The sequence below is a fragment of the Anabaena sp. FACHB-595 genome, from assembly GCF_048568275.1.
Classification (GTDB): Bacteria; Cyanobacteriota; Cyanobacteriia; order Cyanobacteriales; family Nostocaceae; genus Trichormus.
Genome location: NZ_CP183473.1, coordinates 1,333,720 through 1,360,260 on the forward strand (window position 1 = coordinate 1,333,720; position 26,541 = coordinate 1,360,260).

General features: G+C 41.9%; 21 protein-coding genes. 14 read left to right on the forward strand and 7 right to left on the reverse strand.

What is annotated here, in order from left to right; translation table 11 throughout:
* The first annotated feature begins 78 nt into the window (after positions 1 to 78).
* From ACN222_RS05640 to ACN222_RS05660, 5 genes are all read left to right on the forward strand, one after another.
* Entirely contained in the window at positions 79 to 519 is a 441-nt protein-coding gene (locus ACN222_RS05640) for a hypothetical protein (protein WP_044520823.1), read from the forward strand.
* Positions 520 to 553: 34 nt separating this feature from the next.
* Positions 554 to 1,075, forward strand: a complete 522-nt coding sequence (locus ACN222_RS05645; RefSeq protein WP_010995309.1) for a hypothetical protein — start codon at positions 554 to 556, stop codon at positions 1,073 to 1,075.
* A gap of 481 nt (positions 1,076 to 1,556) precedes the next feature.
* Positions 1,557 to 1,880, forward strand: coding sequence for a hypothetical protein (locus ACN222_RS05650; protein WP_010995310.1), 324 nt, complete (start codon positions 1,557 to 1,559; stop codon positions 1,878 to 1,880).
* Between the two features lie 430 nt (positions 1,881 to 2,310).
* Positions 2,311 to 3,417, forward strand: a complete 1,107-nt coding sequence (locus tag ACN222_RS05655; protein ID WP_044522791.1) for a saccharopine dehydrogenase family protein — start codon at positions 2,311 to 2,313, stop codon at positions 3,415 to 3,417.
* 297 nt (positions 3,418 to 3,714) lie between these two features.
* A complete protein-coding gene (locus tag ACN222_RS05660; RefSeq protein ID WP_044520824.1) occupies positions 3,715 to 4,299 on the forward strand; it encodes a hypothetical protein in 585 nt (194 codons plus the stop codon).
* 77 nt (positions 4,300 to 4,376) lie between these two features.
* Here ACN222_RS05660 and ACN222_RS05665 read toward each other — a convergent pair whose 3' ends face one another.
* Both ACN222_RS05665 and ACN222_RS05670 read right to left on the reverse strand, forming a co-directional pair.
* Positions 4,377 to 5,318: an N-acetylmuramoyl-L-alanine amidase gene (locus ACN222_RS05665; RefSeq protein ID WP_010995313.1), complete on the reverse strand. Its 942-nt coding sequence runs from the start codon at positions 5,316 to 5,318 to the stop codon at positions 4,377 to 4,379.
* 477 nt (positions 5,319 to 5,795) lie between these two features.
* Positions 5,796 to 6,641 (reverse strand): prephenate/arogenate dehydrogenase, encoded by an 846-nt coding sequence (locus tag ACN222_RS05670; RefSeq protein ID WP_010995314.1) that lies wholly within the window; start codon positions 6,639 to 6,641, stop codon positions 5,796 to 5,798.
* A gap of 59 nt (positions 6,642 to 6,700) precedes the next feature.
* On the opposite strand from ACN222_RS05670, the gene ACN222_RS05675 reads away from it, so the two are divergent.
* From ACN222_RS05675 to ACN222_RS05685, 3 genes are all read left to right on the forward strand, one after another.
* Positions 6,701 to 8,266 carry a pentapeptide repeat-containing protein gene (locus ACN222_RS05675; RefSeq protein WP_010995315.1) on the forward strand — a complete coding sequence of 522 codons (1,566 nt, stop codon included), beginning with the start codon at positions 6,701 to 6,703 and terminating at the stop codon, positions 8,264 to 8,266.
* 98 nt (positions 8,267 to 8,364) lie between these two features.
* Positions 8,365 to 8,946: a DUF1517 domain-containing protein gene (locus ACN222_RS05680; RefSeq protein ID WP_010995316.1), complete on the forward strand. Its 582-nt coding sequence runs from the start codon at positions 8,365 to 8,367 to the stop codon at positions 8,944 to 8,946.
* A 219-nt stretch (positions 8,947 to 9,165) separates the two neighbouring features.
* Positions 9,166 to 10,038 (forward strand): hypothetical protein, encoded by an 873-nt coding sequence (locus tag ACN222_RS05685; RefSeq protein WP_010995317.1) that lies wholly within the window; start codon positions 9,166 to 9,168, stop codon positions 10,036 to 10,038.
* Positions 10,039 to 10,114: 76 nt separating this feature from the next.
* Here ACN222_RS05685 and ACN222_RS05690 read toward each other — a convergent pair whose 3' ends face one another.
* Positions 10,115 to 12,040 carry an ATP-binding protein gene (locus tag ACN222_RS05690; RefSeq protein WP_010995318.1) on the reverse strand — a complete coding sequence of 642 codons (1,926 nt, stop codon included), beginning with the start codon at positions 12,038 to 12,040 and terminating at the stop codon, positions 10,115 to 10,117.
* 506 nt (positions 12,041 to 12,546) lie between these two features.
* On the opposite strand from ACN222_RS05690, the gene ACN222_RS05695 reads away from it, so the two are divergent.
* From ACN222_RS05695 to ACN222_RS05705, 3 genes are all read left to right on the forward strand, one after another.
* The gene (locus tag ACN222_RS05695) at positions 12,547 to 15,090 is read left to right on the forward strand and encodes a hypothetical protein (protein WP_010995319.1); all 2,544 of its coding nucleotides are present in this window, start codon (positions 12,547 to 12,549) and stop codon (positions 15,088 to 15,090) included.
* Positions 15,091 to 15,140: 50 nt separating this feature from the next.
* Positions 15,141 to 18,527, forward strand: coding sequence for a virulence factor SrfB (locus tag ACN222_RS05700; RefSeq protein WP_010995320.1), 3,387 nt, complete (start codon positions 15,141 to 15,143; stop codon positions 18,525 to 18,527).
* Between the two features lie 138 nt (positions 18,528 to 18,665).
* Entirely contained in the window at positions 18,666 to 19,760 is a 1,095-nt protein-coding gene (locus ACN222_RS05705; RefSeq protein ID WP_010995321.1) for a hypothetical protein, read from the forward strand.
* Positions 19,761 to 19,838: 78 nt separating this feature from the next.
* Here the strand turns inward: ACN222_RS05705 and ACN222_RS05710 are convergent, their stop codons facing one another.
* From ACN222_RS05710 to ACN222_RS05720, 3 genes are all read right to left on the reverse strand, one after another.
* Entirely contained in the window at positions 19,839 to 20,264 is a 426-nt protein-coding gene (locus ACN222_RS05710) for a DUF1772 domain-containing protein (RefSeq protein WP_231865512.1), read from the reverse strand.
* A 135-nt stretch (positions 20,265 to 20,399) separates the two neighbouring features.
* Positions 20,400 to 20,804: an MAPEG family protein gene (locus ACN222_RS05715; protein ID WP_231865513.1), complete on the reverse strand. Its 405-nt coding sequence runs from the start codon at positions 20,802 to 20,804 to the stop codon at positions 20,400 to 20,402.
* A 158-nt stretch (positions 20,805 to 20,962) separates the two neighbouring features.
* Positions 20,963 to 21,685 (reverse strand): cytochrome b/b6 domain-containing protein, encoded by a 723-nt coding sequence (locus ACN222_RS05720; protein WP_010995324.1) that lies wholly within the window; start codon positions 21,683 to 21,685, stop codon positions 20,963 to 20,965.
* A gap of 96 nt (positions 21,686 to 21,781) precedes the next feature.
* Between ACN222_RS05720 and ACN222_RS05725 the strand changes: the two genes are divergently transcribed.
* A complete protein-coding gene (locus ACN222_RS05725) occupies positions 21,782 to 22,663 on the forward strand; it encodes a DNA adenine methylase (RefSeq protein ID WP_010995325.1) in 882 nt (293 codons plus the stop codon).
* A gap of 60 nt (positions 22,664 to 22,723) precedes the next feature.
* A complete protein-coding gene (trpD, locus tag ACN222_RS05730; protein ID WP_010995326.1) occupies positions 22,724 to 23,812 on the forward strand; it encodes an anthranilate phosphoribosyltransferase in 1,089 nt (362 codons plus the stop codon).
* On the opposite strand, the gene ACN222_RS05735 is transcribed toward trpD, so the two are convergent.
* Positions 23,742 to 24,851, reverse strand: a complete 1,110-nt coding sequence (locus ACN222_RS05735; protein WP_010995327.1) for a retropepsin-like aspartic protease family protein — start codon at positions 24,849 to 24,851, stop codon at positions 23,742 to 23,744. The genes trpD and ACN222_RS05735 overlap by 71 nt on opposite strands.
* Before the next feature lie 423 nt (positions 24,852 to 25,274).
* Between ACN222_RS05735 and carA the strand changes: the two genes are divergently transcribed.
* A complete protein-coding gene (carA, locus tag ACN222_RS05740; protein ID WP_010995328.1) occupies positions 25,275 to 26,441 on the forward strand; it encodes a glutamine-hydrolyzing carbamoyl-phosphate synthase small subunit in 1,167 nt (388 codons plus the stop codon).
* Positions 26,442 to 26,541 lie beyond the last annotated feature (100 nt).

Sequence of the window (26,541 nt, forward strand, 5' to 3'; positions counted from 1 at the left end):
AATTATTTGAAAAATATCACATCAGTAACCCTAATAAATAGGTTGTTATAAATTGTATGTAAATGGGAGGGATAAACAATGATTTGGGTTCAGCAGAGCAGGAAAATCTTGACTACTGTTGTCTTAGTTTTAGTGTTGATGCTCACGACTGCTTGCGGTGGTGGAAACGTAGCTCAACTTGACCGGACAAGTACCCCATCAGCAATTGGTAGTGGTACAGCTTATTCCCAATTAGAGCGCGGAAACTCGCCATCTGGACAAACTTTTGGTAACTGGGTCGTACAGACTTCTCAAGGATTAGTTCAAGATGCTTACGTCCGCGATAACAACAAGTTAGGAGTTGTGATTTCGCGTCAAGTACGTCCTAACGAAGTGCGACCTCTAGTAAAATCTTTGGCCCAGGGTTTCCGCAAAAACTTTCCCAATCAAGATTTAACTGTTCTCGTGTATGGGCCTGATAAAAAGTTGATTTTGACGGCTAAGTACGATGTTCAGACAAACCAAATTCAGTATACCTAATCACTGAATTGGCATTAATAAGGAGAAGAGAAAAGTGACAAGTAGCGAAGAATACAGAAGGCAAGTCCTAAGAGATTTAGGTGAAGGTAATGTCGAATCTTTAGATAGCCCAACGGGTGATCCCGCGACTGAATACGAAACCTTTGACGATTTCGCCCAACGGACAACCACAGATCAGCGTCGTCAATTGTTTGGTCGGTCGTTCCAACCTAATCAGATTCCTTCCAATCAAATGGAACCAGAATTACAAAAAGCGATCGCCCAGATCAAGCCCAACGAACGGGATGATGTAGCCCGCGCCTTTTTCAAACACTTCAAACAAAGAGGATTGGACGATAGACACCTAGAACAACAACTAGGACTTAGTACTCACCATGCCAGCCGCATGAACGCTGACGATGTAAGCAAACTTGCATCCTTCGCCTATCACAATCACCCCGACATTTTCCGCGAAGTCCTAGCCGAACAACCAGGAATTATGAAATTCCTCAGCAATCCTGTAGTTGCAGGGCTGATTGGCATCGCCGCCGCTAAGTGGTTGGGTAGCCGCAAATAGAGTTGAGCTATTTATTTATTAACTATATAAAAAGGTGGGTATTATTCACCTTTTTTACTGCTGTCTATCTGAAAAACCTCTATCAAATTTTATTACGCGAACGGTGAGTAATAACTCCTCAATTACCAATTGCCAATTAGCTATTACCCATTTTTCAAGACTTTCAATATCTAACAATAAAAATTACTGAGTATTTTTTATATACAAAATTGCTAATTATACAGCCTAAAATTTGTTGCATATACATTGCCATGAAGTATAAATTACATTATTGTCTAAATTAGTAATTTAGCTTCTTACTGTTACTTTAATTAAGGAAAGTATGGTGTAAGGGAAAATACATTGAAAAAGTTCCTAATAGCCTCATTGCTGCCTTTTTATAGATGGTACAGTATAGAAACTAACTAAGTAGATGATGAACCGTTTTCTATGAAGCCTTCTGTTTAGTTGAATTTACACAAGACTATAAGGGCTTGCTGGCATGAGACTATCTGAGCTAGATCCACTCATACCGCTTATTCATTTAAAAGAAGAACTTCTCAAGTTACCAAAAGGCTACTCATTTTATGAAGAAGAGGTGGTAGATTTTCTCTCTCGCAGAAGATGGCCTGAGAGCGATCGCCGAATTGACCGCACAACTTTCTGGCGTTGGAGGAACGATAACGGAATTGAACACCAAAAAGTATTCACTCGATCGGATGTTCTCAAACTCTGTCAAATTTGTGACCACTATCGAGTTGATGGTACCCGCACTGAATATTTGGAAATCATGAAAAAGAAAAAAGAGCTAGCACTAAGTAAATAAAACGTGAACTGTTGACCCTGAGCGTGGTCGAAGGGTCAACAGCCCTTACGATGGATTGTGCAAATTAAAAGCAGAATAGCTTACCAAAGCAAAACGACTCCCTGCATTAGCCCTAGTTGCGTTATGTTTTGCGACTGCGATCATTTTTAATAACTTAATCACTATAGAGTAATTAAAGTTCAATAATTGCTTATATGGCTCCCTAATCATATAGAAGTTACACTGCCGGCAGATTACTCATCCGCAATATTGCTGCTGTATTTGATGCCTATTTACAAAAGTGGTCAAATAGCGGTTTTTCCAAAGCCATTTGAAGTTTTCCCCACCTTTCTCAATCCCTATCCCCATCAGTACGTAAGTCATACTTGCAACTGATGCCAAGATGACCAAAAACTGGTCAAATGGAGGTATAGTTACCCACACCGGAGTAATGACAGACCGCGTATTAATTCTTGGAGGACGGGGGCGGATTGGTAGTAGTGTTGCTCAAGATATAGCCACCCATACCCAAGCCCAAATTACAATCACCGGACGTTCCCCAGCGTCAGAAAAGGATATTACCTTACCGTCGGGGGGAAGAATGCAGTTTTTGGTGCTAGACTTGGCAGAAGTTGACAAGTTGCGAGAGGCGATCGCCCAATCTGATTTAGTTATCCACTGTGCCGGGCCATTTCACTACCGAGATGCCAATGTGTTGAAAATATGTATTGAACAAAGGGTTAACTATTTAGATATTAGTGACCACCGTTCTTTTACTAGTAAGGCTCTCAAGTATCACGAGGAAGCCGTGGCTGCGGGTGTCACAGCAATTGTGAATACCGGCATTTTTCCGGGAATTTCTAACAGCATGGTGCGTCATGATGTAGAACAATTTGATGACCCAGAAAAGATACATTTAAGTTATCTGGTATCTGGCTCTGGTGGTGCTGGCATTACAGTCATGCGGACTACTTTTTTAGGATTGCAGTATCCTTTTGAAGCTTGGTTAGAGGGAAAATGGCAGATAGTTCAACCCTATAGCGAAAGAGAAGTAGTTAAATTCCCTCCTCCCTACAATAACAGTGGAGTTTATTGGTTTGATATGCCAGAAACTTTTACACTACCTGAAGCTTTCCCCAGTGTAAAAACAGTTATTACTAAGTTTGGCTCAGTTCCCGATTTTTATAATCATTTAACTTGGATTGCTGCTCACATTTTTCCTAAATGGTTGATGCAGCGCCGTAGCATGATTGAATTCTTGTCTCATGTTAGCCATTTCATGACAGATGTCACTAATAATTTTAGTGGTATCGGTGTGTCAGTCCGTTCAGAAGTAACGGGGATAAAAAATGGTAAGCAAGCTGTTTATTGCTCAACTTTAGTGCATGAAAATACAGCCGTTGCTTCTGGTTGTGGCACAGGCAGTATGGCACAATTTTTACTAGCAGGTAAGCTGGAAAAACCAGGGGTTTGGCCTGTGGAAGAAGCACTATCAACGGATTTATTTTTAGAAGCTATGGCAAACCGAGGCATGAATCTTAACCATAATTGGTTATGAAAAAAATCAAAATCTCAAGCACTATGATCTGCCAATAGGGTGGGCAATGCCCACCATGCCATTAAGCATAGTTCACCCTAAATATGAGCCTCAATTTCAACTATTATCAAGCGCAGGGTACACCAAAAGAAATTAACCCAGATTCTATAGTTTTTCTCACCGATAAGAGTACATTCTACATAACCAAAAAAAGTTATGAGATGTGTTTACATTATTTAATTTTTTCTATGTTACATATCAGCACTAATAGGGATTAATAGGAAGGTGAGAAATGCAGTTATCTTCACTGGAATCCCTATGCAGTATCCACTAGAACTTACATTCAAGTTTTGGGCGTTAGCGCCGCAAATATCCGTTGCAGACGCTCAAGGTAATTTAGTTTTCTACGTCAAACAGAAACTATTTAAGCTCAAAGAAGCCATCACCATCTTTGCAGATGTTGAGCGTACCCGTCCTCTATACTACATCAAAGCCGATCGCATCATTGATTTTTCTGCGCGCTATGACTTCACCGATAGTAACGGTGCGAATATTGGTGCAGTCAAGCGACGCGGTTTAAAATCCTTATGGCGTGCGCGTTACGACATATTTGATGGCGATATAACTACCTTAAATATTCAAGAGAAAAATCCTTGGGTGAAAATCGCCGACGCTTTATTTGCGGAAATTCCCATTGTCGGTATGTTCACTGGTTATGTATTTAACCCTGTTTATTTAGTCAGTCGAACTGATGGTACAGTTGTGATGCGTTTAGAGAAAATCCCTTCCTTTCTCTCTAGAAAATTTACTATCAAACCTGTAGATCAAGTTAGCGATCGCGAAGAGCAACAAGTTCTACTAAGCTTAATGATGATGCTTTTATTAGAACGCAATCGTGGTTAGTGACAGAAAGAAGTCAGGAGAGGAGCCAGAAGCTAGTTATTTTACTAACCTCTCTAACCTCTCACTCATCACTACCACTAACCGATTAGTCTTTGCCAACTCATCGGCCCAATAATTCCATCGGCCAGCAAACCATTTTGTCTCTGAAATCTTTTAATTGCTGCTTCTGTCTGCGCGCCATAAATACCATCAACTTCAACTCCTACTCGGAATTGTAAGTATCTAACCACCGGGCCACCAGCATGGTTCTGTCTGATAATTCTTTTAGCTAAAATCAGATTGATGGCATTCCATGTTGCCTCATTGACAATTCCAGTTTTCTCCAGTCCCACAATACCTTGAAATCTCTCTATAGCAAACTTTGTCTCTGTATTAAGTTGGCTATTTTCGACAAGAGATTTATTACTTCTACCAGTAATTTTGAGACGATTTAATGATTTTTGTAGTCTCAAAATACTCGTATCTATATTTTGTTCTTCATCTGGAACAGAAGGCACAGGAGTACTTGGTAATTTTCCTGTTAATCCCTTGACAATTGCATTAGCAGTTGCTTCCGGATCAAATAAATTCATGTCCTTTTGGGCATCGATAAAGCAACACTCTACCAATATTGCTGGCATATTTGTATTACGCAAAACAAACAGGTGAGAGCCACTTTTAACCCCGCGATTAAAATATCCTAACTTAATAATTTCATCTAATACTGGTTTAGCGATTCTTCTACCATTATCACTCGCGGCAAATACTTCAGTACCGTTGGCTTGTCCATTAAAAGCATTAAAGTGTATGGAAACAAAAACCTCTACTTTATTGGCATTAGCCCTATTACATCTTTGCGAGAGAGAATCTTTAACGGAAGTAGCTCTATCTGGTTTACAAGGTATTACTTCGTGTCCTAAAGCTCTCAACTTAGATATGACTCGATTGCCTACATCTAGAGTCAGATTATCTTCAAACCTAATCCCTCTAGCTCCAGTGTCTGGTGGGCAATTGTGACCAATATCAATTCCATATCTCATATGTACACCCTCAAATGATTTCCTCAATACTTCAAAACTATTGCCATTCTCGATGTTAAGTTCATAGGACTGCTATTACAGTGAACTCAGCAAATAAATCAGCAAAATACTGCTCATATAAACCATCGATTAATCCCGTATTGTAACAAAAAAATCACTACCCATAATCACTCAACAATAGTTAAAAATACAAGAAAGTAGGATTAATTAATATTTATCCAAAACCAAAAAATTCTGTTTACGTTGGCAAGCATAACACATCTTATCAGTAGACAAATATGATTCACCTGCTTATTTATGTCTGATATAGCAATCTGATTTTTTCAAAATTATCATCAGTGTCAATTGGACAATTATATAAGATTAGATGAGAAGTTTTTATTGGAGAGAATCGCTGTTTTTGAATCAGCAAGAATTTCTTTGTACGATGACCTACGATCGCCTACAGGTCATCGCCACATTGAGAATGCTAAACTACTAAATCTCATCCACAAAATTAGGTCTAGCTTGTTGCGTTGTTTGTAACTTGGTTTTTAAAGCTGACCAGTTTTCCTGCTTAACTAGAGCGATTAACTCATCAAGATTACGGCGATATTGTTCCAAGGCTCCCTGCAATGCTTGGCGATTGTATTGCGCCATCATCACACCTAACTCTGGATTACCACCACCGACGCGGCTAGTATCTCGAAAACCGGAACTAGCTAGGTTTTTGGCTAATTGTAAAACTTCGGAGTCAGTTTCGCTGATGCAGGCTGCAATTAAGGAGGAACTAACCATTACAGGTAAATGGGAAATCCAACTCACAGCGCGGTCATGTTGCTCTGGCTGACAATAGTAAATCTTAGCCCCTAACGATCGCACAATTTCCTCTACAAGTGCGATCGCTCCTTTGGGTGTTGTCGGCTCTGGTGTTAACACATAGGGTCTATTAGCAAATAAATTTCTTTGGGCAGATTCTATTCCACTATCTGTTGTCCCAGCCATTGGATGACCACCGACAAAGTTTTCCCACTGAGGTGAAATCGCTTCCACTATCGGTGCTTTCACTGACCCAACATCAGTTACCACAGTAGCCTGGGGTAGATGATTAATCAACTGCTCCACTTGGGGAACAATAAGACCGATAGGTGTACAAATAAATACAACCTCTGCGGCTGTTAATAGGCTGATGTCAACGGAGGCTTCGTCAACACTACCTAAGGAAACGGCTGTTTCACAAGTAGATCGCTTACGGCTCACACCTAAAACATGATGACCTTGCGATCGCAAATCATAACCCAATGAACCACCAATCAAGCCTAAACCTAAAATTCCAATTTGCATTTTTGTCATTAGTCAATGGTCGTTTTTAATCACGAATTAGATAAATCATGAGGTATTAGATGAATGTAGAGGAATTGCTGGCACAATATGCGACTGGAGTCATCAATTTTAGTGGTGTTGACCTCTCGGAAGCTAATTTGAGTGGTGTCAAACTCTGTGGTGTGAATTTTAGCCAAGCAAATTTGAGTATAGCTAACCTGAGTGGGTCAAATTTGAGCGAAGCTGACTTTAGCCATGCCAAACTGAACGTAGCTAGACTAAGTGGTGCTAACCTCACTAATGCTATTTTCAATCATTCCAGCCTCAATGTTGCTAATTTAATTCGTGCTGACCTCAGTCGCGCTCAATTGCGTGGGGCTTCTTTGGTACGTGCTGAGTTAATTCGTGCTGAACTCAGTCGGGTTGATTTATCTGAAGCAAACCTTAATAGTGCTGATTTGCGAGAAGCCACACTCCGCCACGCCAATCTTCGCCACGCCAATTTGAACGGAGCCAGCCTGAAAGGTGCATCCTTGGTAGGAGCCAACTTGGAAATGGCAAACCTCAATGGATCTGACTTAAGTCGTTGTGATTTAACGAGCGCCAACCTGCGGGATGCTGAACTAAAACAGGTAAACTTCCGCCATGCTAACCTTAGTGGTGCAGATTTGAGCGGGGCGAACCTCCGGTGGGCTGATTTGAGTGGTGTAAACCTGAGTTGGGCTGATTTAAGTAATGCAAAATTGAGTGGCGCTAATTTAGTCGGCGCAGACTTGAGCAATGCGAATTTAACAAACGCTAGTTTAGTCCATGCCAATTTAATTCAAGCAAAATTAATTAGAGCAGAATGGGTAGGTGCTGATTTAACCAGCGCCATTTTGACTGGTGCAAAACTTTACTCCACTTCCAGATTTGGCTTAAAAACAGAGGGTTTGATTTGTCAATGGATTGACTTAAGTCCTACAGGCGATCGCTCCATTATCCAACGGTTTGATACTGAAGATCCACGAGAATTTTTCAACGAAACCCCGCCAACCATTCAAATTATCATCGATGCAGCCTTAGAAGCAGAAGCGAACTTTGCCTTGGCTGGCGCTTACTACCACATCGCCCAAGAATACTCAATCCTCAAACAACCCCCCAGCATGGAAATCAGTCGTCGTCGGACTGTGTTTACATTCCGGGTAGATAATGACGCGGACTTATTACCCACAGCCTGTATGGCAATTTTACCTTTTAAAGATGCTGTTAATACCCAAAAGAATATTTATGCCCTGTTAGCCATGATGGAACAAGAAAATATATCTTCCTTAGGAATAAAAACACCCCATCGGGTGAAGGAATTAACGAGTGCGATCGCGGAAGCTATAAATCAGGCACAGACAATGAAAAAAACCAAAAAGAACCTGCATTTAGCCTCAAAAATCAAATTTTTTCAAGCTCCAACCCAAACCATATTAACTAATTCCAGCGCTCAGACTTTAATTGTTCATGACAGCCCCAACTTTGGTAAACGATTTATCAACTCCTCAGATACCGAAATGACTTTTTTATCCGATGTATCTAGTGAATCTCTCCCACATAACCTACCTGGTTTAAACACACTTACGGATTTTGTTAACAGTTTTCACTATGTGAATGAATAATAAAGCAGGGGAGCAGGGGAGAGCTTTATTGCAAATTGGTTTTATTTCCCCCATTCCTCAGTCACGATTAAACAAACTTTTGGAGGAAACAAATTGGTATGTTTAACAAAATGATGGGTCGGACTCGTTATGTAGTATTTCGGTTATTTCTACATTTAAGTGGGTCTGACATAGCGCCCATATTAGGAGAACTAAATCGGATTGCGAGAGATGCAATCAATGCTGAAGGGGAATTAGAAGTTTTAGGGGAAGGATTGGTAGAACTATCAGAGACCCTACTGCGCTACGATGAATATTGGCTCTCTGCCGCCAATGAAGGTGATGTATTTTGGAATGAAGGGGAAGCTGGAGATTACGTCAACGAATTATTTAGCGATTCTGCTGCCAGATACGGTGCTGATTTAGAATTAGATACTGATGACTTTGATCGCCCCCTCTCTTTGCCTGCGACACGCAACATCGTGATCATGACTACAGTGGCCTACGAAGGGGAAGTACCGGAGTTAGAAACTGATTTGGCTAATATTCAAGCGTTGCAAGAAGCTTTAAAAGCCTTGATTAATCTGCACTACAAACACAAGCTCAGAGCCATCCAAGTGCATTTCTCACCAGCACGGTTAGGAGATGAACTGAGTAATGATCAGCTATTGCAATATTATCCAGAGTTGATACCTTTATAACCAGGATGTACCCATGAGAACTGAAAATCAAGGGGTTCAGGGGTATAGGGGTATAGAGGTATAGGGGAATTGTTTGAAACCCTTACACCCCTATACCCTTACACCCTTACACCCAGTCTCAACAGACAACCTGTGTGCGTAAGTCCTAGACTTGTGTGGTTGTCCGTACCTACAAACCATCAAAGAACTTGTTAAGCTCGAAAATAAGATGACAATGCCATGATCATGACCATACTACGTAAAGTCACAGTAATTTTTTTAGCAGTCAGCTTATGCTTGACAACCGTTGCTTGTGGAGGAGGAGAACAAACCAACTCTACAAATCGGAATGTAAGCCAAACTTCTGCTACTACTAAACTCAATGACGGTCAGTATCAAGTACAACAAGCCACTTACGATGATGCTAGTGGGGAATACACCCTATTTTTGCTCAACAGTACACCCCCAACCTTTGCCACCGAAAACTTGCAAATGGCTCGCCTGACCGACGATGAAATCAAAGAAGGTAAGAAAAGTTATCTGAAGGTTGACAATGGACAACCAGTTTTATATTTGACAGAAGATTTTAAAATTGAGTACGTTCATAACGTTACCGAGAATAAAACTAATCCTCAAACCGGACAGCAAGAAACAGTTGTAGTTCGTCGGGAAAATGGCTTTTGGGCCCCCTTTGCTGGTTCTGTCGCTGGTAGTATAGCAGGTCAGGCGATCGGTAATGCCTTGTTTAGACCCCAGTACTATGTTCCCCCCGTCTATCAACCAGGTGGAGTAATTAGGGGCTTTGGTGGATATGGTAATAGTTACGACCAAGCGGTATCCAGCTACCGCAGCCGTTATAATGCGCCACCAGCAGCCGTAAGAAATCGGACGGCTTTCCGTACCACCGGAACCATTAGAAGGTCTCCTAGTTCCACTGTCCGTACTGCACCACGCACCACCACAAACCGTCCTTCTGGTTCCGGTTTTGGCGGTAGCACCTTAAGACCTTCTGGCAAATCCAGCACCACCAGACGCAGCCCTAGCGGTAGTAGTTTTGGTAGCGGACGCTCTCCTGCCCGCCGTTCAACTGGTTTCGGTTCCAGACGGCGCTAGAAAATTGGGCATTAGGGACTGGAAAAACATCTGAGTATGGTGGGCATTGCCCACCATATCAAGGTTTCTGTCGGCATTACCCATCACCCGTGGGAATTGTAATGATAAACTCAGCCCCCTTTCCTGGCGCAGAGATACACTGTAATTGTCCCTGGTGGTTTGTCACCACAATTTGGTAACTAATTGATAGTCCCATGCCAGTGCCTTTACCTATGGGTTTAGTGGTGAAGAAAGGGTCAAATAGCCGATTAAGAACTTTCTCTGCCATTCCCATTCCATTATCAGCAATACGGATAATTACCTGGTTGTCGGTGGTAAGTTCAGTCCGAATCAGAATTCGGGGATTGTTAGTTGTTTGATGATTCACCACTGACAAATGACTACTGGCAACAGACTCTTCCAAAGCATCAATTGCATTAGTCAGTAAATTCATAAATACTTGATTGAGTTGTCCGGCGTGACATACGATATTGGGTAGGTTGCCGTACTCTTTAATTACTTGAATCTCATTACAGCCTGGTTTAGCTTTTAGACGATTTTGCAATAATAGCAATGTATTATCGATACCTTCATGAATATCTACTGCTTTCATGCCATCTTCGTCTAGGCGAGAGAAGTTACGCAAAGAAAGGACTATCTGTCGAATACGTTCTGCTCCCATGTGCATTGAATTCAAAACTTTAGGCAAATCTTGAGAAATAAACTCTAAATCCATGCCGTATATATGGTCTGCAATGTCTGGTAATACTGAATCGTAGTGATTTTGATAGAGTTTAACCAAGTAAAGCAAATCCTCTATGTATTCACGGGTATGAGTGATATTACCGTAGATAAAATTCACGGGATTATTAATTTCATGGGCAACACCCGCTACTAATTGTCCTAAACTGGACATTTTCTCTGTTTGAATTAATTGCGCCTGGGTTTGTTGGAGTTCCCATAGCGCTGCTTCTAACTTTTGGGCTTTTTCTTGGGCTGTTTGGGCAATTTCTCGGTATTTAGCTTCAGATTTTCTCAGTTCTTCTTCAGTCTGCTTGCGCTTAATGCCGAGAGCAACCTCATGGGCTGTTATTCTCAAGGCTTCAAAGGTAGACTTGCTGAGGACTTGGCGAGAAAACATGGCGATGACCCCTAATATTTCTCCTTCCACAATCAAGGGATAGCCAGCAAAGGCAATCATTCCCTCTTGCTTTGCCCACTCTTTATTCCCTACACGGGGGTCGGTTTGTACAGAGTTGGTGAGGTGGGGTTTGGCTTCTTCGGCAATTAACCCAATTTTGAATTTACCGACTGGTACAAATCTATGGGGGCCATCAATGTGGGTATACATCCCCGAACTAACTTGTAATTCGAGGACGTTATTTTGTTTATTCAGTGTCCAGATGCGGGCAAAGGCTGCATTGAGATGTGTCACCATAGTCTCAGCACAGCCACGCATTAACTCTTGTAATGTGTGATCTTGAGAGAAAACAGTATCAATTGCTGTCCGAAAGTTAGCTAACTGGATTCTTTCTGCTAGCGCCGCTTCTGTAAGTTTGCGGTCGGTTATATCGTCAGTAATGCCTACACAATACAAAATATTAGTATTCTCATCTTTAAAGGCAGATGTGCTAATTTCCTGCCATCGCCAGCTACCATCTTTGTCTTTTATCCTGTATTCTAATGGCTGGTGCTTATTGTTACAGTTAGAAACTGTGGATAAATAATCAGTAAATAGTTGCACATCGTCATTGTGGACAAAAGAAAAGAAAGATTTACCTTCCAGTTCTCTTATTTCATGTCCTAAGATTTCTGTGACATTAGGTGAAGTGTAGCAAACGTAACCATCACTTGTGAATACAAAAATAATTTTATGAGAATTTTTTATAACTTGATATAGATTGTTTTCAGTTTCTAAAGTAACTGTGAAATTGAAGTATTTTTTTCCAGACTCTCCAATTTGCAGAGGCGCTTTTATCTGATGAAAGGGTGGTTTGGTAACTTGATTATTTGATTGTCTCACGTCCTATAAATCCTACTTATCTATCGGAGCCATGCCAAAAATTAGGTGATTTACTCAACCTGATGTAGACAATTCTAAAAAGGATTTCACCGAAAAGCCGTAAAGATATAAAGAGTATTTTGATAGTTAATCAATAGTGAAAATACTGACTCAATATCAATTAATATTGCTGTAATTTTCTATATTACGTATATCAATCAAGAATTATTTAACTTGAAGATTCAAAAATTCATCGTGGTTTTATAAATTCCCACCACCAATTATCAATTTATAAAGAGACTTACTTGGTCAACAAACCATGTTGCCAAAATGTACTAAAAATTACCCATATCTCTCTTTTCCAAAAATTAAACTCTCCACACCCTTCTGCATCCTCGCTTGAGTAAATCACACCCTGGTTCAACTACGCCAAAGCAACTAATCAACAAGATGGCAAATAGGAAAGTGAAAAGATTTTTTTTGTGTTATAAAACTCACAGAAATTTATCTTAGCGGAAAGCTGCTCTATGGAGCCAGAAAAACTGGGACGTTTTAAAGAGTACGGCGAACTTATTCTTCAAAAATTAGATTTTGTTCCTCAATCTCCCTCGCAACAAGAAGACTGGGTTCCTGCTAGTCTGGATGATTGTCTTTTACGTCTACGGGAAGCTGCCCAAAAAACGGTAGAACTGGCTACCTCACCCGTAAAAATTGGCGTGATGGGAGAATTTAGTAGTGGTAAAACTCTTCTGTTGGGTAGTCTCATCGGCTATGCAGATGCTTTACCTATCAGCGAAAATCCCACTACAGGAAACGTTACAGCGATTCATCTTATCCCTCATCCGGGTTTTACCACTACCCAGGTTGGTAACTTCACCGTTGAGTATCTGACTCGTGAGGGGGTAAATGAGTGTTTGCGCTTCATGTTAGGAGAAGCCAATCGTCGGACAATAGCAGCCGGACTTCCAGCAATGCAACCGGCAAAACTCAACTCTGGGAAAGAAATTCTCAGTTGGTGTGAAGCCAGTTGGAAGAGTAGTAATAATTTAGAGTTGCGTTATCTGCTGCGGGAGTTGGTGCTGTTTATCCGCGCCTATGGTTCCTATGGGGAAGCTCTCTGTGGCGGACGCTATGAAATTGACCCTGACTCCGCCCGTGAAGGTTTGCAATTGGCGGAACAGCCTTTGGCTATCCAAACTCTTGGCTTTGAAGATTTACCACCAGCTCATATTCGTTTACCAAGTCCACCGCAAAAGTTAGCTACCAAGTTATTACAAAATAGTTTCCCCTTAATTCGCCGTGTGGATATTGATGTGAAAATCTCTAGGGAAATTTGGGATATTACAGATGCTTCCGAATTTACTCTTCTGGATTTTCCGGGGTTGGGTGCGGCTAACTCTGGTGCTAGGGATACGTTTTTATCATTGCGGGAATTGGCAGAAGTACAGACGATTTTGGTACTGCTCAATGGTAAATCGCCGGGGAGCGATCGCGCTAATAAAATTTTTACGATGATGCAGCAGCAGCGCCCAGGACAAGACCTGAAGGATTTAATTTTGGTGGGCGTGGGACGGTTTGACCAGTTACCGTTGGAAAGTGAAGGGGGGGAAAGACTACTTGACCAATTAATTGATGAAAGTCGAACGCCGCATTTAACAGCAGATAAGGTTTTACAACAACTCAGGGTTTTACAAACCACCATCGACGGCGCGAGTGCATTCACCACCAACAAAGACCGCATCGCTTTACTCTCACCTCTGTTGGGACTGGCGGAACTAGCCAAGCGTTCCAGCACTATCAAAGCAGGTTCACCAGAGTTTTTGGCTAACTTAGACTATCCCAATTACTTGGAGCGCTCGAAACAGTTGCAGCAAAAGTGGGGATATTTGAGCGATCGCCTGATAGAATCAGATCCACGCAGCCATTTAAGTCGCAAGTTAGGTTACTTTGCTCAAGACGGGGGTATCGCCAAGCTACGGGAATTGATGCAGAATCACGTTGCGACTCACGGACTTAAGCAACTGTATGAGGATACTAGCCGCGCTGCCGATAATTTACGGCAACAACAAGATAATCTCAAAGGTATCATCGCCGAAATTCATGAGCAAGGCATACCCACAGGCGACAGTCAGGCTTTAATTGATTTGCGGACTGCGTTGGAAAATTTAGATAAAACCTATCGCAACTTCCAAAAAGATTTGGGTAAAGAACCACTCAAAGACCGCCGGGGAACTGTGGTTAGTGATGTGGTGAAAGATGAATTGACCTTTAGAGTTTTGAGTTGGAATCATTGGACTTTGTTATTTAACAAAGCGAATAATGGCACAATCACCATTACAGAATCGAAGGGTGCAGCCGGGAAGTTATTTGACAGGGGAAATAGAACTAATACCAGTATTCCTACCAAGAGTGATGATTTTTATCCCGCTTTTGAAAAGACTGTCAAAGAAGTAGAAGAATTTGCGCGCGATCGCATCCGCCAAGCAGTGGTAGACTTACTGAGTAAATTATCTCAACAAATCGCCCCAGAACGAGAACGTTTGCAAGCACTCCTCAACCCAGAAATAGAACAAGAGATTGAAAGCAAATTTGGTGGGGAAGAAGCTGATTTATTTTACCAATTGTTGTTAGGTAGTGACCCGATCCAATGGCAAGCAGCAATCATATCGGAAATTAATCATCAAGAAAAATTCCTCACACCAGATATTATTTTCCCTCTGGCGCGTCAGGATGAAAAACATGATATTGGTCAAATCTTTGATTGGTCGCCGGAAAAAGCACAAACTCTATCTAAGTCCAGTAATCATCAAATGTTCGTATTAAGACTACGGGATGAAATTACTGCTAGTGCCAGCTTACATTTGGTGCAATATGTTAGTGAAGTTAATCAAAGAGTCAATGCCGAATTAGATGGAATTTTAGATCAAATTATTCCCACCTTGCAAAATATCTCCAAAAAAGATGGCTTGCTGAGGTTTATTGCTGCTGGCGATACTCAATCATCGGGTGCAGTTCCAGTTTGGTTACAAAATCTCTCGGAAATTGCCGATTTAGCAGTCAAATATCAGTAATTAGTAATTAGTAGCCACCACTAATTACGACTGCATAGGGAACCGATCAAATGCCTGTAAAAATTCAGCTTGCACCACGCTTTCAGATGCGGGTTAATGAAAAAAAATATCTGGAACTTCCCACGATTCAATTAATTGGTACTGGGAACAATGTCCCCCATATTTCCCGCATAACCTGCACTGTCAAAGGCGCATCAAGTGAATTGGCATTAAAAATAGAAAAATCCTATAGACAATTTGAATCTGCTACACCAAAAATTTCTCAAATTGGGCAATTAGAGCAGTATCCTTGTAAACTAGAGCAAACTTTCACACAAGCCATCAACTGTAATTTACAAGTAATTGTTGAATATTTCGATTCCGATTTATCAGGAAATCCCCTGCTATCTGCACGCAAAAAAATAGCAGCTTATTGTCATCTGTGGTCACTACCTATGAAACCAACAACACAACCAGATAATACCCAAGAAATCCGTAATCATGAAAAACAACCCGATATTAAACAACGGAAAAGATTCCCCGGTTGGTTTGCTTTAGACTTCGGTACATCTAATTCTACGGTGACACTTTTTGACCCAATTGAAGTGCCAATTGCCGAAGTTTTACCGAGAGAACAGGAGTTAAGATTACGCGATCGCCTATCTCAATGGTTGAGTTCTCCGGCTGCTATTGCCTTACCAGAAGCAAGCGCCAGTGAATGGGATAAGTTTACCCTTGATATTAGTAAAAATTTAGAAATCGACCCTAGTAACTTACATGAAGTTTTTCAAACTGATAATAAAGAAAGATTTTTAGAAGCGATTCGACAAATAGAATTATGTTTAGGAAATAGTGATAGATTTCGTCACGCTATCAGCAGAAAATTATATAATATCTACCATGAAGTTTTTCGTGTACCTACCTTAGAATCACAAAATCTCATTCCTGTAGTCTTAGATATTGACCGCCGCGATACAGAAATTCCCAGCGAGTTAGAAATCTCCAGTTTGACAGATTTAAATATTCGCATGGGTAGGGAAGCAAGAGACAATCGCAAAAAGGCGATCGCTCAAGGAACCAGCAGTTCTCTCAAAGAAATTATCAGCAGATTTCACCATTCACCAAAACGTTACTTTGGACAAAAGCGTGATTTCTCAGTTATTTTAGATGGCGCAGAAGAAACAATTAATGTTAATCAACTTGTACAAGCAGCTTGGTCACATTTAATTGATTTAACTGAAGATTATCGCCAACGCGCCAGACGCAGATTTTCTGACGGGGAATTTTTAACCGCAGTTGTCACCTACCCCACAGTTGCACCGCCAGTAGTGCGGAAAGAAGTCAAAGAATTAGTTGAACAATTAGGGATAGATGACGTACAAACTGCCTATGATGAAGCGGTATCTGTAGCCATCTTCTTTCTATGGCGTGAGTTTGGTGGTAATCTCAACATTGGCATTGAGTCTTTTAAAACTCGTTGCCGTCAAGAGAAAAATAAATGGTCGCAAAACGTTCTCGTCTTAGATATTGGTGGCGGAACCACAGACTTAGCTTTAATTGAACTCACCCTAGAAGATAAAACACCATTCTTTAGTAGTAATGAAGATAGAGGCTTAGGCGGACGTTATTATAAACTCACGCCGAAACTGCTGGGTTCCTCTGGACATTTACAACTGGGTGGCGAATTAATCACCTTGCGCGTGTATAGATTGTTAAAAGTGGCGATCGCTGATACTTTACTCACAGCAATTAGTTTTGGTAAAATCGAAAGCGACAAACTAGAAGATTTAATTAGCTCGGAATTAAACGAACGCTTTTTAGAAAAAGGCAAATTCAAAAGCGGTAGTCTACTGAAATGTTTAGATAAAGAAAATCCTGAAGGTGATGCTGCTTATAAAGATGCCTTAGATACAGCCGAGAAAGTCATCCCCACCCGTTGGCAACAAGCACCCCAACGCCTGCAAACCTTCTATACTTTATGGGATCATGCAGAAGCAGCCAAGCTCAAATTAGGGCAAAAAGCACCCGATGATGTTTCTCCCCTTACCTTTACCCTCTCTGAACAGCAAATTGCTGAACTGCTAACCCAAAGCGCCATCAAATTCCAAGTCAAAGAATTAGATACTCTCCACGTCACCTTAGACACCCAACAATTTGAACGCGCCGCCGCCTCAGCCATTAAAGAGGCGATAGGGATAGCTAAAGGCTTGATGGAAAGCCGTTTACGTTCCGAAGACAACAATATAGACCCCTGGAACACCCATAAAGTTGATTGGTTAATTCTCTCCGGTAAAACTTGCAACCTCGACCTAGTACAACGCCACATCTACCAGGAATTTAGCAACTCTCCCCATTTCGTCTGGAATCCCGAACGCATCACCTTTGTTTTGGAATATACCAAACTAGCCACCTCCGCCGGTGCTTGCTACGCCGAGAAACTGCGGAGACTAAGATTTGACCCCGAAGAATCCAAAGGACTGTTACGTAAAGGCGCTAACCAATTAGAAATAGATGTCAAAAACCTCTTTTATTACCTCCCCTGCAACTTCAAACGCAAAACCCAAAGCAACGACCTCCTCACAGTATTCAAAGCTGGACAGGAACTATACCAACTCACACCAGGGGAAAACGTCGCCAAAGTCCGCACCGAATGGCAAGGGATACAGTTAACCAACATCATTTACCGCCAAGACTACGAAGACGGAGACTTACGCCTGTGGGGTAGCTTCGACGGCAAAACCCTCATGGAAAAATTGGCAATGGAGGAAGGGGAATTTCTACGAAAAATTAAAGTCCAGTTTGAAATTGACCAGACCTTACAATTTAACGTCCTCCTGTGTCAAGGAAACCCCCATTATCTAATTGATGTTCCCGGTATTGATGTCAATTCAGCTATCTCAGCCGTATCCAACGCATCCACCCTATTTGCTGACGGTAACTTGAAGTGGAATATCGCCGTTGAACGTCCAGACAAAGATTTAAATGATGGTGATATTGCTGTCAATGTAATTGAATCAGCCACGGTAGATCAACCAGATGCTTATCATTTGGTCTTTGAAGTAGACAAAAATCCTAACAAATCCCTGCAAACCTTCCATTATCTCCACGATGGTTCACCCCATCCAGGTGCAGGCTTAATTAGTAACCCCCTTCCCCCCTTCCCCCAAACCGGACAACACACCTTTTATGTTTACCAAACCGACACCCAAACCAACACCAAAAAATGGATACGTATAGGCGCACTCCGCAAACCAGATGTCAACACAGACTATCCTTGCCAATATCGCGTTACCCTCGACAATCGAGGAATTTTACGCATCCACGCGGGTGATGTACCTTACTGGACATCCACAAGCGCAGAATGTCTCCAACAGGAAGGTTGTGTTTACTGTGCTGAATTGGATTTGCAACCTAATGAGGTGGATAAGGAACGTGACCCTTTCTGTGGAATACATTAGTGCAAATTTAAACGCAGAGGGGTGATGAGGTAGGCGCGGAGGTACGCGGAGAGTTATACAAAATCTTTCTTTGCGTCTCTGGCTACTGAGCGAAGTCGAAGTATGCGCCTCTGCGTGAGATAAAAAAAGGAATTACTAATGCAGCACTTATATCAGTTACTAGCAACAAAAAACTCGGAATTAGCGCGATTATTGCGATATGGTTTGTATGGGCTAGAGGCTTCCCTGAAAAAAGCCCAAGCAGAATTTCCGCAAGACCCAGGCGCAAAGGTATGTGATGAAGTGCTGCAAGAACTGCGCTATCTTCTACAGCCAGAAAAACAGGCGGTAGCTATCATCCAGCAACCAGATGAGTTCAAGCTAAATCATCTGCGAGAGGCTTTTGATTCTGACTCAGAACTTGGCTTATATCTGGGTGATTCCTTGTTACAAAGTCATACAGATGCGGATTTATGGAACGAAATTCACCGCAAATTATTACGAGTTCCCGAAGATTTAGCACAAATTTGGCGACAACGAGCTTTAGATTTGGCTCAAGAAATGGGCGCGATGGAAAATAATGAATATGTCTATCACCTGCCTTTTATCCGCAATGAAATTATCTACCCCGGATTAAGTGGTAGTGTTAATGTTCAAGGTTTATGCTTATCACAAAAAGCATTTTTCCAGAATAATGTTATTCAAAACTATGCTTCTGAAGAACTACATTTATTAGCTAGTTTCCTACTTTTATGGTGTAAGTTTATTGAAATAGAACCCGATTTACATCATGCGCTCAAAAGCGTTTTTAGTTTTGACTTTGTTCCTTTACATTCCCAACCAGACCAACAAAACCAATATATTGATGCTTTGGTTGACCGCTTTCAACGCACAAAAAAAGCCGAAGAAATTGCCGAACCTTTATTAACTCTACGCGCTTGGATTGACATGGATGAAGCAATCAATTCTTTGGTATTTGTACCACCATCTGAGCGTTATTCCTGGTGGGGGAAGCTACAACAAGAATCAAGACGCGCTCTCAAAAAAGTAGCCGATAGAGCCACTAATGCAGGTTATGAAGTGCGGATTCGCCAATTGACGGGAATTTACGCTGATATTTGTGCTTTTTCTAAAGATGACTTGCAATTAGACTGCGGTGGTATTCCTGGGGAAGTTTTGACTTGTTTGCGAGTCTATGCACGCATTAACCAAGAGGAAATCCCTGGTCGTGTTATCTTTCGTTCGTCAAGGTAGAAAAGGCAGAGGGAATCAATTCAAAATTCAAAATTCAAAATTAAGAAATAATGTTTTCTCACTTCCCTACTTTCTATATCAATAGCGGAGTCCAATGGTGAGCAATGCTGATGCTGCAAGTGCTGCGGCTGTGCGAATGTGGTTCCAGAATGTCCAGTTAGTCAGGTAGCTAGTCCAAAGTTTCACGCCATCAGTGCTATCTGGATTAGCGATCGCCAGCGCTTCGTTTAGCGGTACATTAAATACGATGGTCACGCCGAATGTACCAACAAGATAAAGTAAGCTAGCAACAAGCAAATAAACGGCATTGGGTTGATGCCACCCTAACAGCGAGGAAATTAAAAGAATAATACACGCCACGCCTGTTCCCAGAAACGCCGTCATAAACAATGGGTTAATCACCGTAATATTAATGGACTGCATAGCGGCAATGCCCTGGGTGGGTTGAAGTCTGGCAAGAGCGTTCATGACAAAGGTGGAGAAAGCGAAGAAGACTCCAGCCATCAGCCCGCAGCCTAGTACTGCAAAAAGCTCCAGTATGGAAAACAAGTTGTCAACAGTTGCCATAAAGCGGTCTGTAAATTACTTCTCAACGCCTTGATTAGTAGTCAACCTCCTTGTGAAAATTGATTTTCTCAGTTAGAAGATTGCCAAAGTAATCAAAGCAACCAAGCAGACTAACTGAATCACTAGACTTGAGAGCCGAAACACTGGATTTAGTCCGGCTATATGAATTAATGAATGCACAAGTCGAAATAGGATGTATACAACAACCAGTGAATCTACCACTGTTCCCGATACGCCTCGAACTGTTAGAAGAAACACAACTCCTATATACAAAGGTAGGTTTTCTACTAAGTTGGACTGCACTCGAAATAGTCGCCAAAGCAAACTCTCCTCATTTGGTGTTCCAAAATCCTTTGGAGAACCACCAGTAGATAAATGCCGAATCCTAACTGCTAGCAGAAACACAACAACAGCAATTGTCCAGATAACAAAAATTGCTAGACCCCATAAGGGGACGGTCATATCAGTAGTAACCATGACTGAACTCATACACTAACGGACTAATGCAACTTTAGCGTTTATCTCACTAATTGGTCTTTAAATACTGCGGCGATGACAGACAGGTGGTCGTAGAGCATCGCTTTTCTAGACGTATACTATTTTTAATATTTCTTCATATTATGATTCAGTACTCACTACTCACCAGAGAAGAATAAAGGTAAAACTAGGGCTGCAAAAATTCCCACTAGCACAATTATTTCAATTACTCTGAGAGGGAAATTATTCTGCATGAAATTATTAATTCCTCCGCCAAAATTAGCTGATAAATCACTCAACCAATTTTGCAAACGACTAGACCATTTTTTTGGGCTATCTTCTGGGCGTACCTGCCAAGAAAATATGGACAGTAACAACGGCACACCACCCACTTTAATAGACATTAAAATGTGAATTGCTAAACAGGCAACCATGACAACCCAACCAATTAGATGCAGGTAGTACCAAGCATGATTTAACTCTCCTGTGGGGAGCCATTCCTCTTTCATCATTCTGCCAGACAACACAGCTAAAACTGCCGCAATTAGCATGAGTGTATTGGCAATTCTTTGTAAACTTACCCACCAAATCGGTCTACCAAATTGAGTTAAGTTCTGTAAAGAATCCTGTTGTAATAGCTTGCGGTTTCCTGCATGAAAGCTATAGAGGGCTAGCGCCGGGAACACAAAGAAGAAAAAGACTGCAAATGTGCCGTGAACATCTATACTTTCCCCAACGCGGGGGATGGGTAACTTGCCAAATCTGCCATCGAAGGTATTGTAAACTAAAAAACCTGTGATGATGGCGGCGATCGCTAAAATTCCACTCACACCATGAAGAATCTTTAACAACAACGGCTGATAGGGCGCAGAACGGGACATAGTTATGACCTCCGTAGTTATTTTCAGTAGTTTTTCAAAAAATATTAGTTAGCTTGTCAATTATTAAGCGCAAATATTATCATATTTTGTCAGTTTATGCTCAAAAGCCCACTCCGATATCCTGGCGGGAAATCAAAAGCTATCAAGCAAATAATTGAATATCTACCCGAAAGCTTTCATGAATATCGAGAACCGTTTGTAGGGGGTGGTTCTGTATTTATTTACTTAAAGCAAAAGTTTCCTGATTTGAAAATTTGGATTAATGATTTAAACACTGAATTATTTCTATTTTGGAAAATTGCCCAATCTGACCTATCTCAGCTAGTCAAAGAAATACGTCGAATTAAAGATAAATACCAAGATGGTAAATTACTGTTTTTAGAATTAACCACAGTTGATGTAATTAGCCTATCTGATTTAGACAGAGCAGTAAGATTTTTTGTCCTCAACAGAATTACTTTCTCTGGTACTGTAGAATCAGGCGGTTTCTCTCAACAAGCTTTTCAAAAAAGGTTTACCCACTCCTCAATAGAACGATTAGAGAAATTAGAAAATATACTAACTGAAGATATAAAAATTACTAATTTAGATTATAGTCAACTATTAAACAATGAACAAAATGATGTATTCATATTTTTAGACCCGCCATATTATAGCGCTACAAAATCTAGATTGTATGGTAAAGATGGGGAGTTACATACATCTTTTGAACATCAGAGATTTGCTGCATTATTGCAACAATGTCCTCAGCGCTGGCTAATTACCTACGACAACTCGCCGGAAATACGAGCTAATTTTTCATCTGCTCATATATACGAATGGGAATTGCAGTATGGCATGAATAACTATAAACAAAGCGGTGCTGCGAAGGGAAAAGAGTTATTTATTAGCAATTATGAAATCAAACATAATTTAAGTAAAATGGCAACAAATCAACCTGATTTACAGTTAGAACTTAATATTTCAACCTCGCTTTGATGACAGTCGATTTTTCGGTAGGATAACTGCCATGCCTCTCAAAGTACACAAACTTGAGTTATGACCAGTTCTCCTACATCTACACAAGAATCTTCTACTAGCTGGTATCTTCTACTGCAACAATTAATAGATGGTGAATCTCTAAGCCGATCGCAAGCTGCTGAATTGATGCAGGGTTGGCTCAGTGAAGCCGTACCCCCAGAGTTATCAGGCGCAATCTTAACGGCACTCAATTTTAAAGGCGTTTCTGCCGACGAGTTGACTGGTATGGCTGAAGTACTACAATCTCAATCGAAAATGGGGACTGGGGAAAATTATTCTCAATTACCAATTACCAATTCCCCATTCTCCATAATCGATACTTGTGGCACTGGTGGCGATGGGTCATCGACTTTTAATATTTCTACGGCGGTGGCGTTTGTGGCAGCTGCTTATGGTGTACCTGTTGCCAAGCATGGTAATCGTTCGGCTTCGAGTTTGACTGGTAGCGCCGATGTTTTGGAAGCTTTGGGTGTTAACTTGGGTGCTTCCCCCGAAAAAGTACAAGCTGCACTGCAAGAAGTCGGGATCACATTTTTGTTTGCCCCTGGTTGGCATCCTGCACTCAAGGCGGTGGCTACTTTGCGACGGACTTTAAGAATCCGCACGGTGTTTAATTTGCTGGGGCCGTTGGTCAATCCTCTGCGTCCCACTGGGCAAGTGGTGGGGTTATTTACTCCCAAACTTTTGACAACTGTTGCCCAAGCTTTAGATAATTTGGGTAAGCAAAAGGCGATCGTCTTACATGGACGAGAACGGCTTGATGAGGCTGGCTTGGGTGATTTAACAGACTTAGCAGTATTATCTGATGGTGAGCTACAGTTAACTACGATCAATCCCCAAGAAGTGGGTGTGACACCTGCTCCTATTGGCGCACTCCGGGGTGGTGATGTACAAGAAAATGCGGAAATTCTCAAAGCTGTATTGCAAGGTAAAGGAACCCAAGCACAGCAAGACGCTGTAGCTTTAAATGCGGCGTTGGCGCTACAGGTGGCGGGTGCAGTCCCATTATTAGACCATGCCCAAGGTGTGAGTGTCGCTAAGGAGATCCTACAGACTGGTACTGCCTGGGCAAAATTGGCACAATTGGTATACTTTCTGGGGAATTAGCTTCTGAATGTGCTTGGCGGCGGAATTCTACGACATTGCGCCTAATAGTGACATCGTAATTACCAAAAAAATCATGTCCTAAAAGCCCGGTTTCGAGTTCCGCCCCAGCGATCGCTACTGGTACTCTATTTACTATCACCCCTCCCACTGCCATCGAATCTACATAACCAATGGGAAACTCTACACCCTTAGAACTAGCAGTGTTAGCCTTGGCTTTACCGACAGTAACCACTCTCAAAGCATTCGCCATTTCTTGAGTGATCACAGTACCACTGGCTCCAGTATCGACAATCATGTCAAATTGCTGCTGACCGTTGAATGTCACCGTCACAATTGGCGTACCCCCAATTCGGCGTTTAATCGGGGCAACAAAAACATCTTGTTCCGAGGTAAGTGCTGCTGATATGGGAAAATTTACTGGTTCTGTTGACAGTTTTGTACTTCCAGGTGGCGGCACAGGGATAACAAACTGAGGTGAGCTAGACTGTTGGGGCGCAGTTGCCACTACCCTGGGAGTCGGTCTTGTAGGCAATGGTCGGGCGACCGTATTAGCTTGGCGTACAGCATTTTTCATCTGACGCTGATACTCAGAAATTTTAGTTTGAGCGATCGCAAACTCAGAACTTTGTTTTTCGACTTGTTTCATCAGCGCGATCGCATCATGGAACTGACTGGCTACCAAATACCAATCATCAGGCGATTGCGCCGATTGGCTAATACTCTCAGCACCAGCTGCTTTATCTAACCCCATCTCAAAAGAACTCGGTTCCATTGGCGATGATGGCAACTCTTTTGACTCCGGAATATTGGGTGCTACTTGTGGTTCATCGGAAACTGGTACTGGCAAATCCTCCGTCACCACAGACTGTTGATTACGAAGAATAGCCGTTTTTTGTTTGTCTGTGCTACAAGCAACACTGAAAAAGGCGATCGTACCAGACAAACAAATCAGGATTGCGCGAGATAAAAAGGGCTGAAGCATAATTAATTGTAATCTTACCTGTTCCAGCGAAGGCATATTGAGGGAGTGGGGAGTCATACCAACATCAAAATTCAAAATTAAAAATCAAGATAGGACAAGCCTTTGGGGCTGTATATTTGTTGCCTTCTTTTTTCAAATTGGTATTACTGCGACTGCGTTCAGTAACCAGAGGAGTAGGGAGTGGGAAATAAGAAATTCTTCTTGTACACCCCTACACCCCCATACCCTTACACCCTCATTTCCCTTCCCCAACGGCTCTGGCATTTTCCCATCATTAGCTATTTTGATTTTAAGTTTTAATTAATTTCCTGGCGAACGTGTAATTCACAAACTCATGGGATAATTAACACTCGCAGTGTGGGTATTAAGGACTAACGACTGAAAAAATCTCAACAATCACAGAGCAACGGAGAAAAAAATTTCTCCAATTCCCAGTCCCCCATCCCCAATCCCCCCAGTCCCCATCCTAATTCATCGCTTATGCCCCTGTCTGACGCAATGCCTGCTCTCCTTGTCTTGGCAGATGGAACTGCTTACCGTGGTTGGTCTTTCGGTGCGACGGGAACCACCATTGGCGAAGTCGTCTTCAACACTGGTATGACTGGCTATCAAGAAGTATTGACAGATCCTAGTTACCGTGGTCAAATTGTCGTCTTCACCTATCCCGAATTGGGGAATACAGGCGTTAATCCTGAAGACGAAGAATCAGCACGTCCCCAAGTGCGGGGAGCGATCGCCCGCAATATTTGTCATAAACCGAGTAACTGGCGATCCACACAATCCTTACCCGACTACCTCAAACAGCACCACATCCCCGGTATCTTTGGTATAGATACCCGCGCCCTCACCCGCAAAATTCGGATGTACGGAGCCATGAACGGCGGTATTTCTACAGAAATTTTGGATGAAGCGGAGTTGTTAGAACAGGTACAAGCAGCTCCTAACATGGCAGGCTTAAACTTAGTCCGGGAAGTTACCACCTCTACAGTCTACGAATGGTCAGACCCTACAACAGCAGTTTGGGAATTTAACCCAGATGGTACGGTAAAGAATGGGGAATCCTTGACAGTTGTCGCCCTAGATTTTGGTGTTAAACGTAATATTTTACGTCGTTTAGCCAGTTATGGTTGCCGAGTCATTGTTGTACCTGCCGATACATCACCAGAAGAAATCCTCAAATACAATCCAGATGGTATTTTCCTCTCGAACGGCCCTGGCGACCCGTCGGCAGTTACAGAAGGTATTACCACAGCCAAAGCATTGCTCGAAAGCGAAAAGCCCATTTTCGGTATTTGTATGGGACACCAAATTTTGGGTCACGCCTTGGGAGCAGAAACCTTTAAGCTGAAATTTGGACATCGGGGTTTAAATCAACCAGCCGGTTTAACACAACGGGTAGAAATCACCAGCCAAAACCACAGCTTTGCGATCGACCCAGATTCTTTACCTGAGGCAGTTGTGGAAATCAGCCACCTCAATTTAAACGATCGCACTGTTGCAGGTCTGCGCCACAAATCTCTACCCATCTTTTCCGTGCAGTACCACCCAGAAGCCAGCCCAGGCCCTCACGATGCTGATTACTTGTTTGCCCAGTTTGTTCATCAAATGCGGACAACAAAACAAGCCACTACAGCAGAAGTGAGTTAAAAAGGGATTGGGGAATAGGAACTAGGAACTAGAAAGGTACAGGGAATAAGGGAGAAGAAATTTACCTAACACCCAATACCCAGTCCCCGATCCCCATACC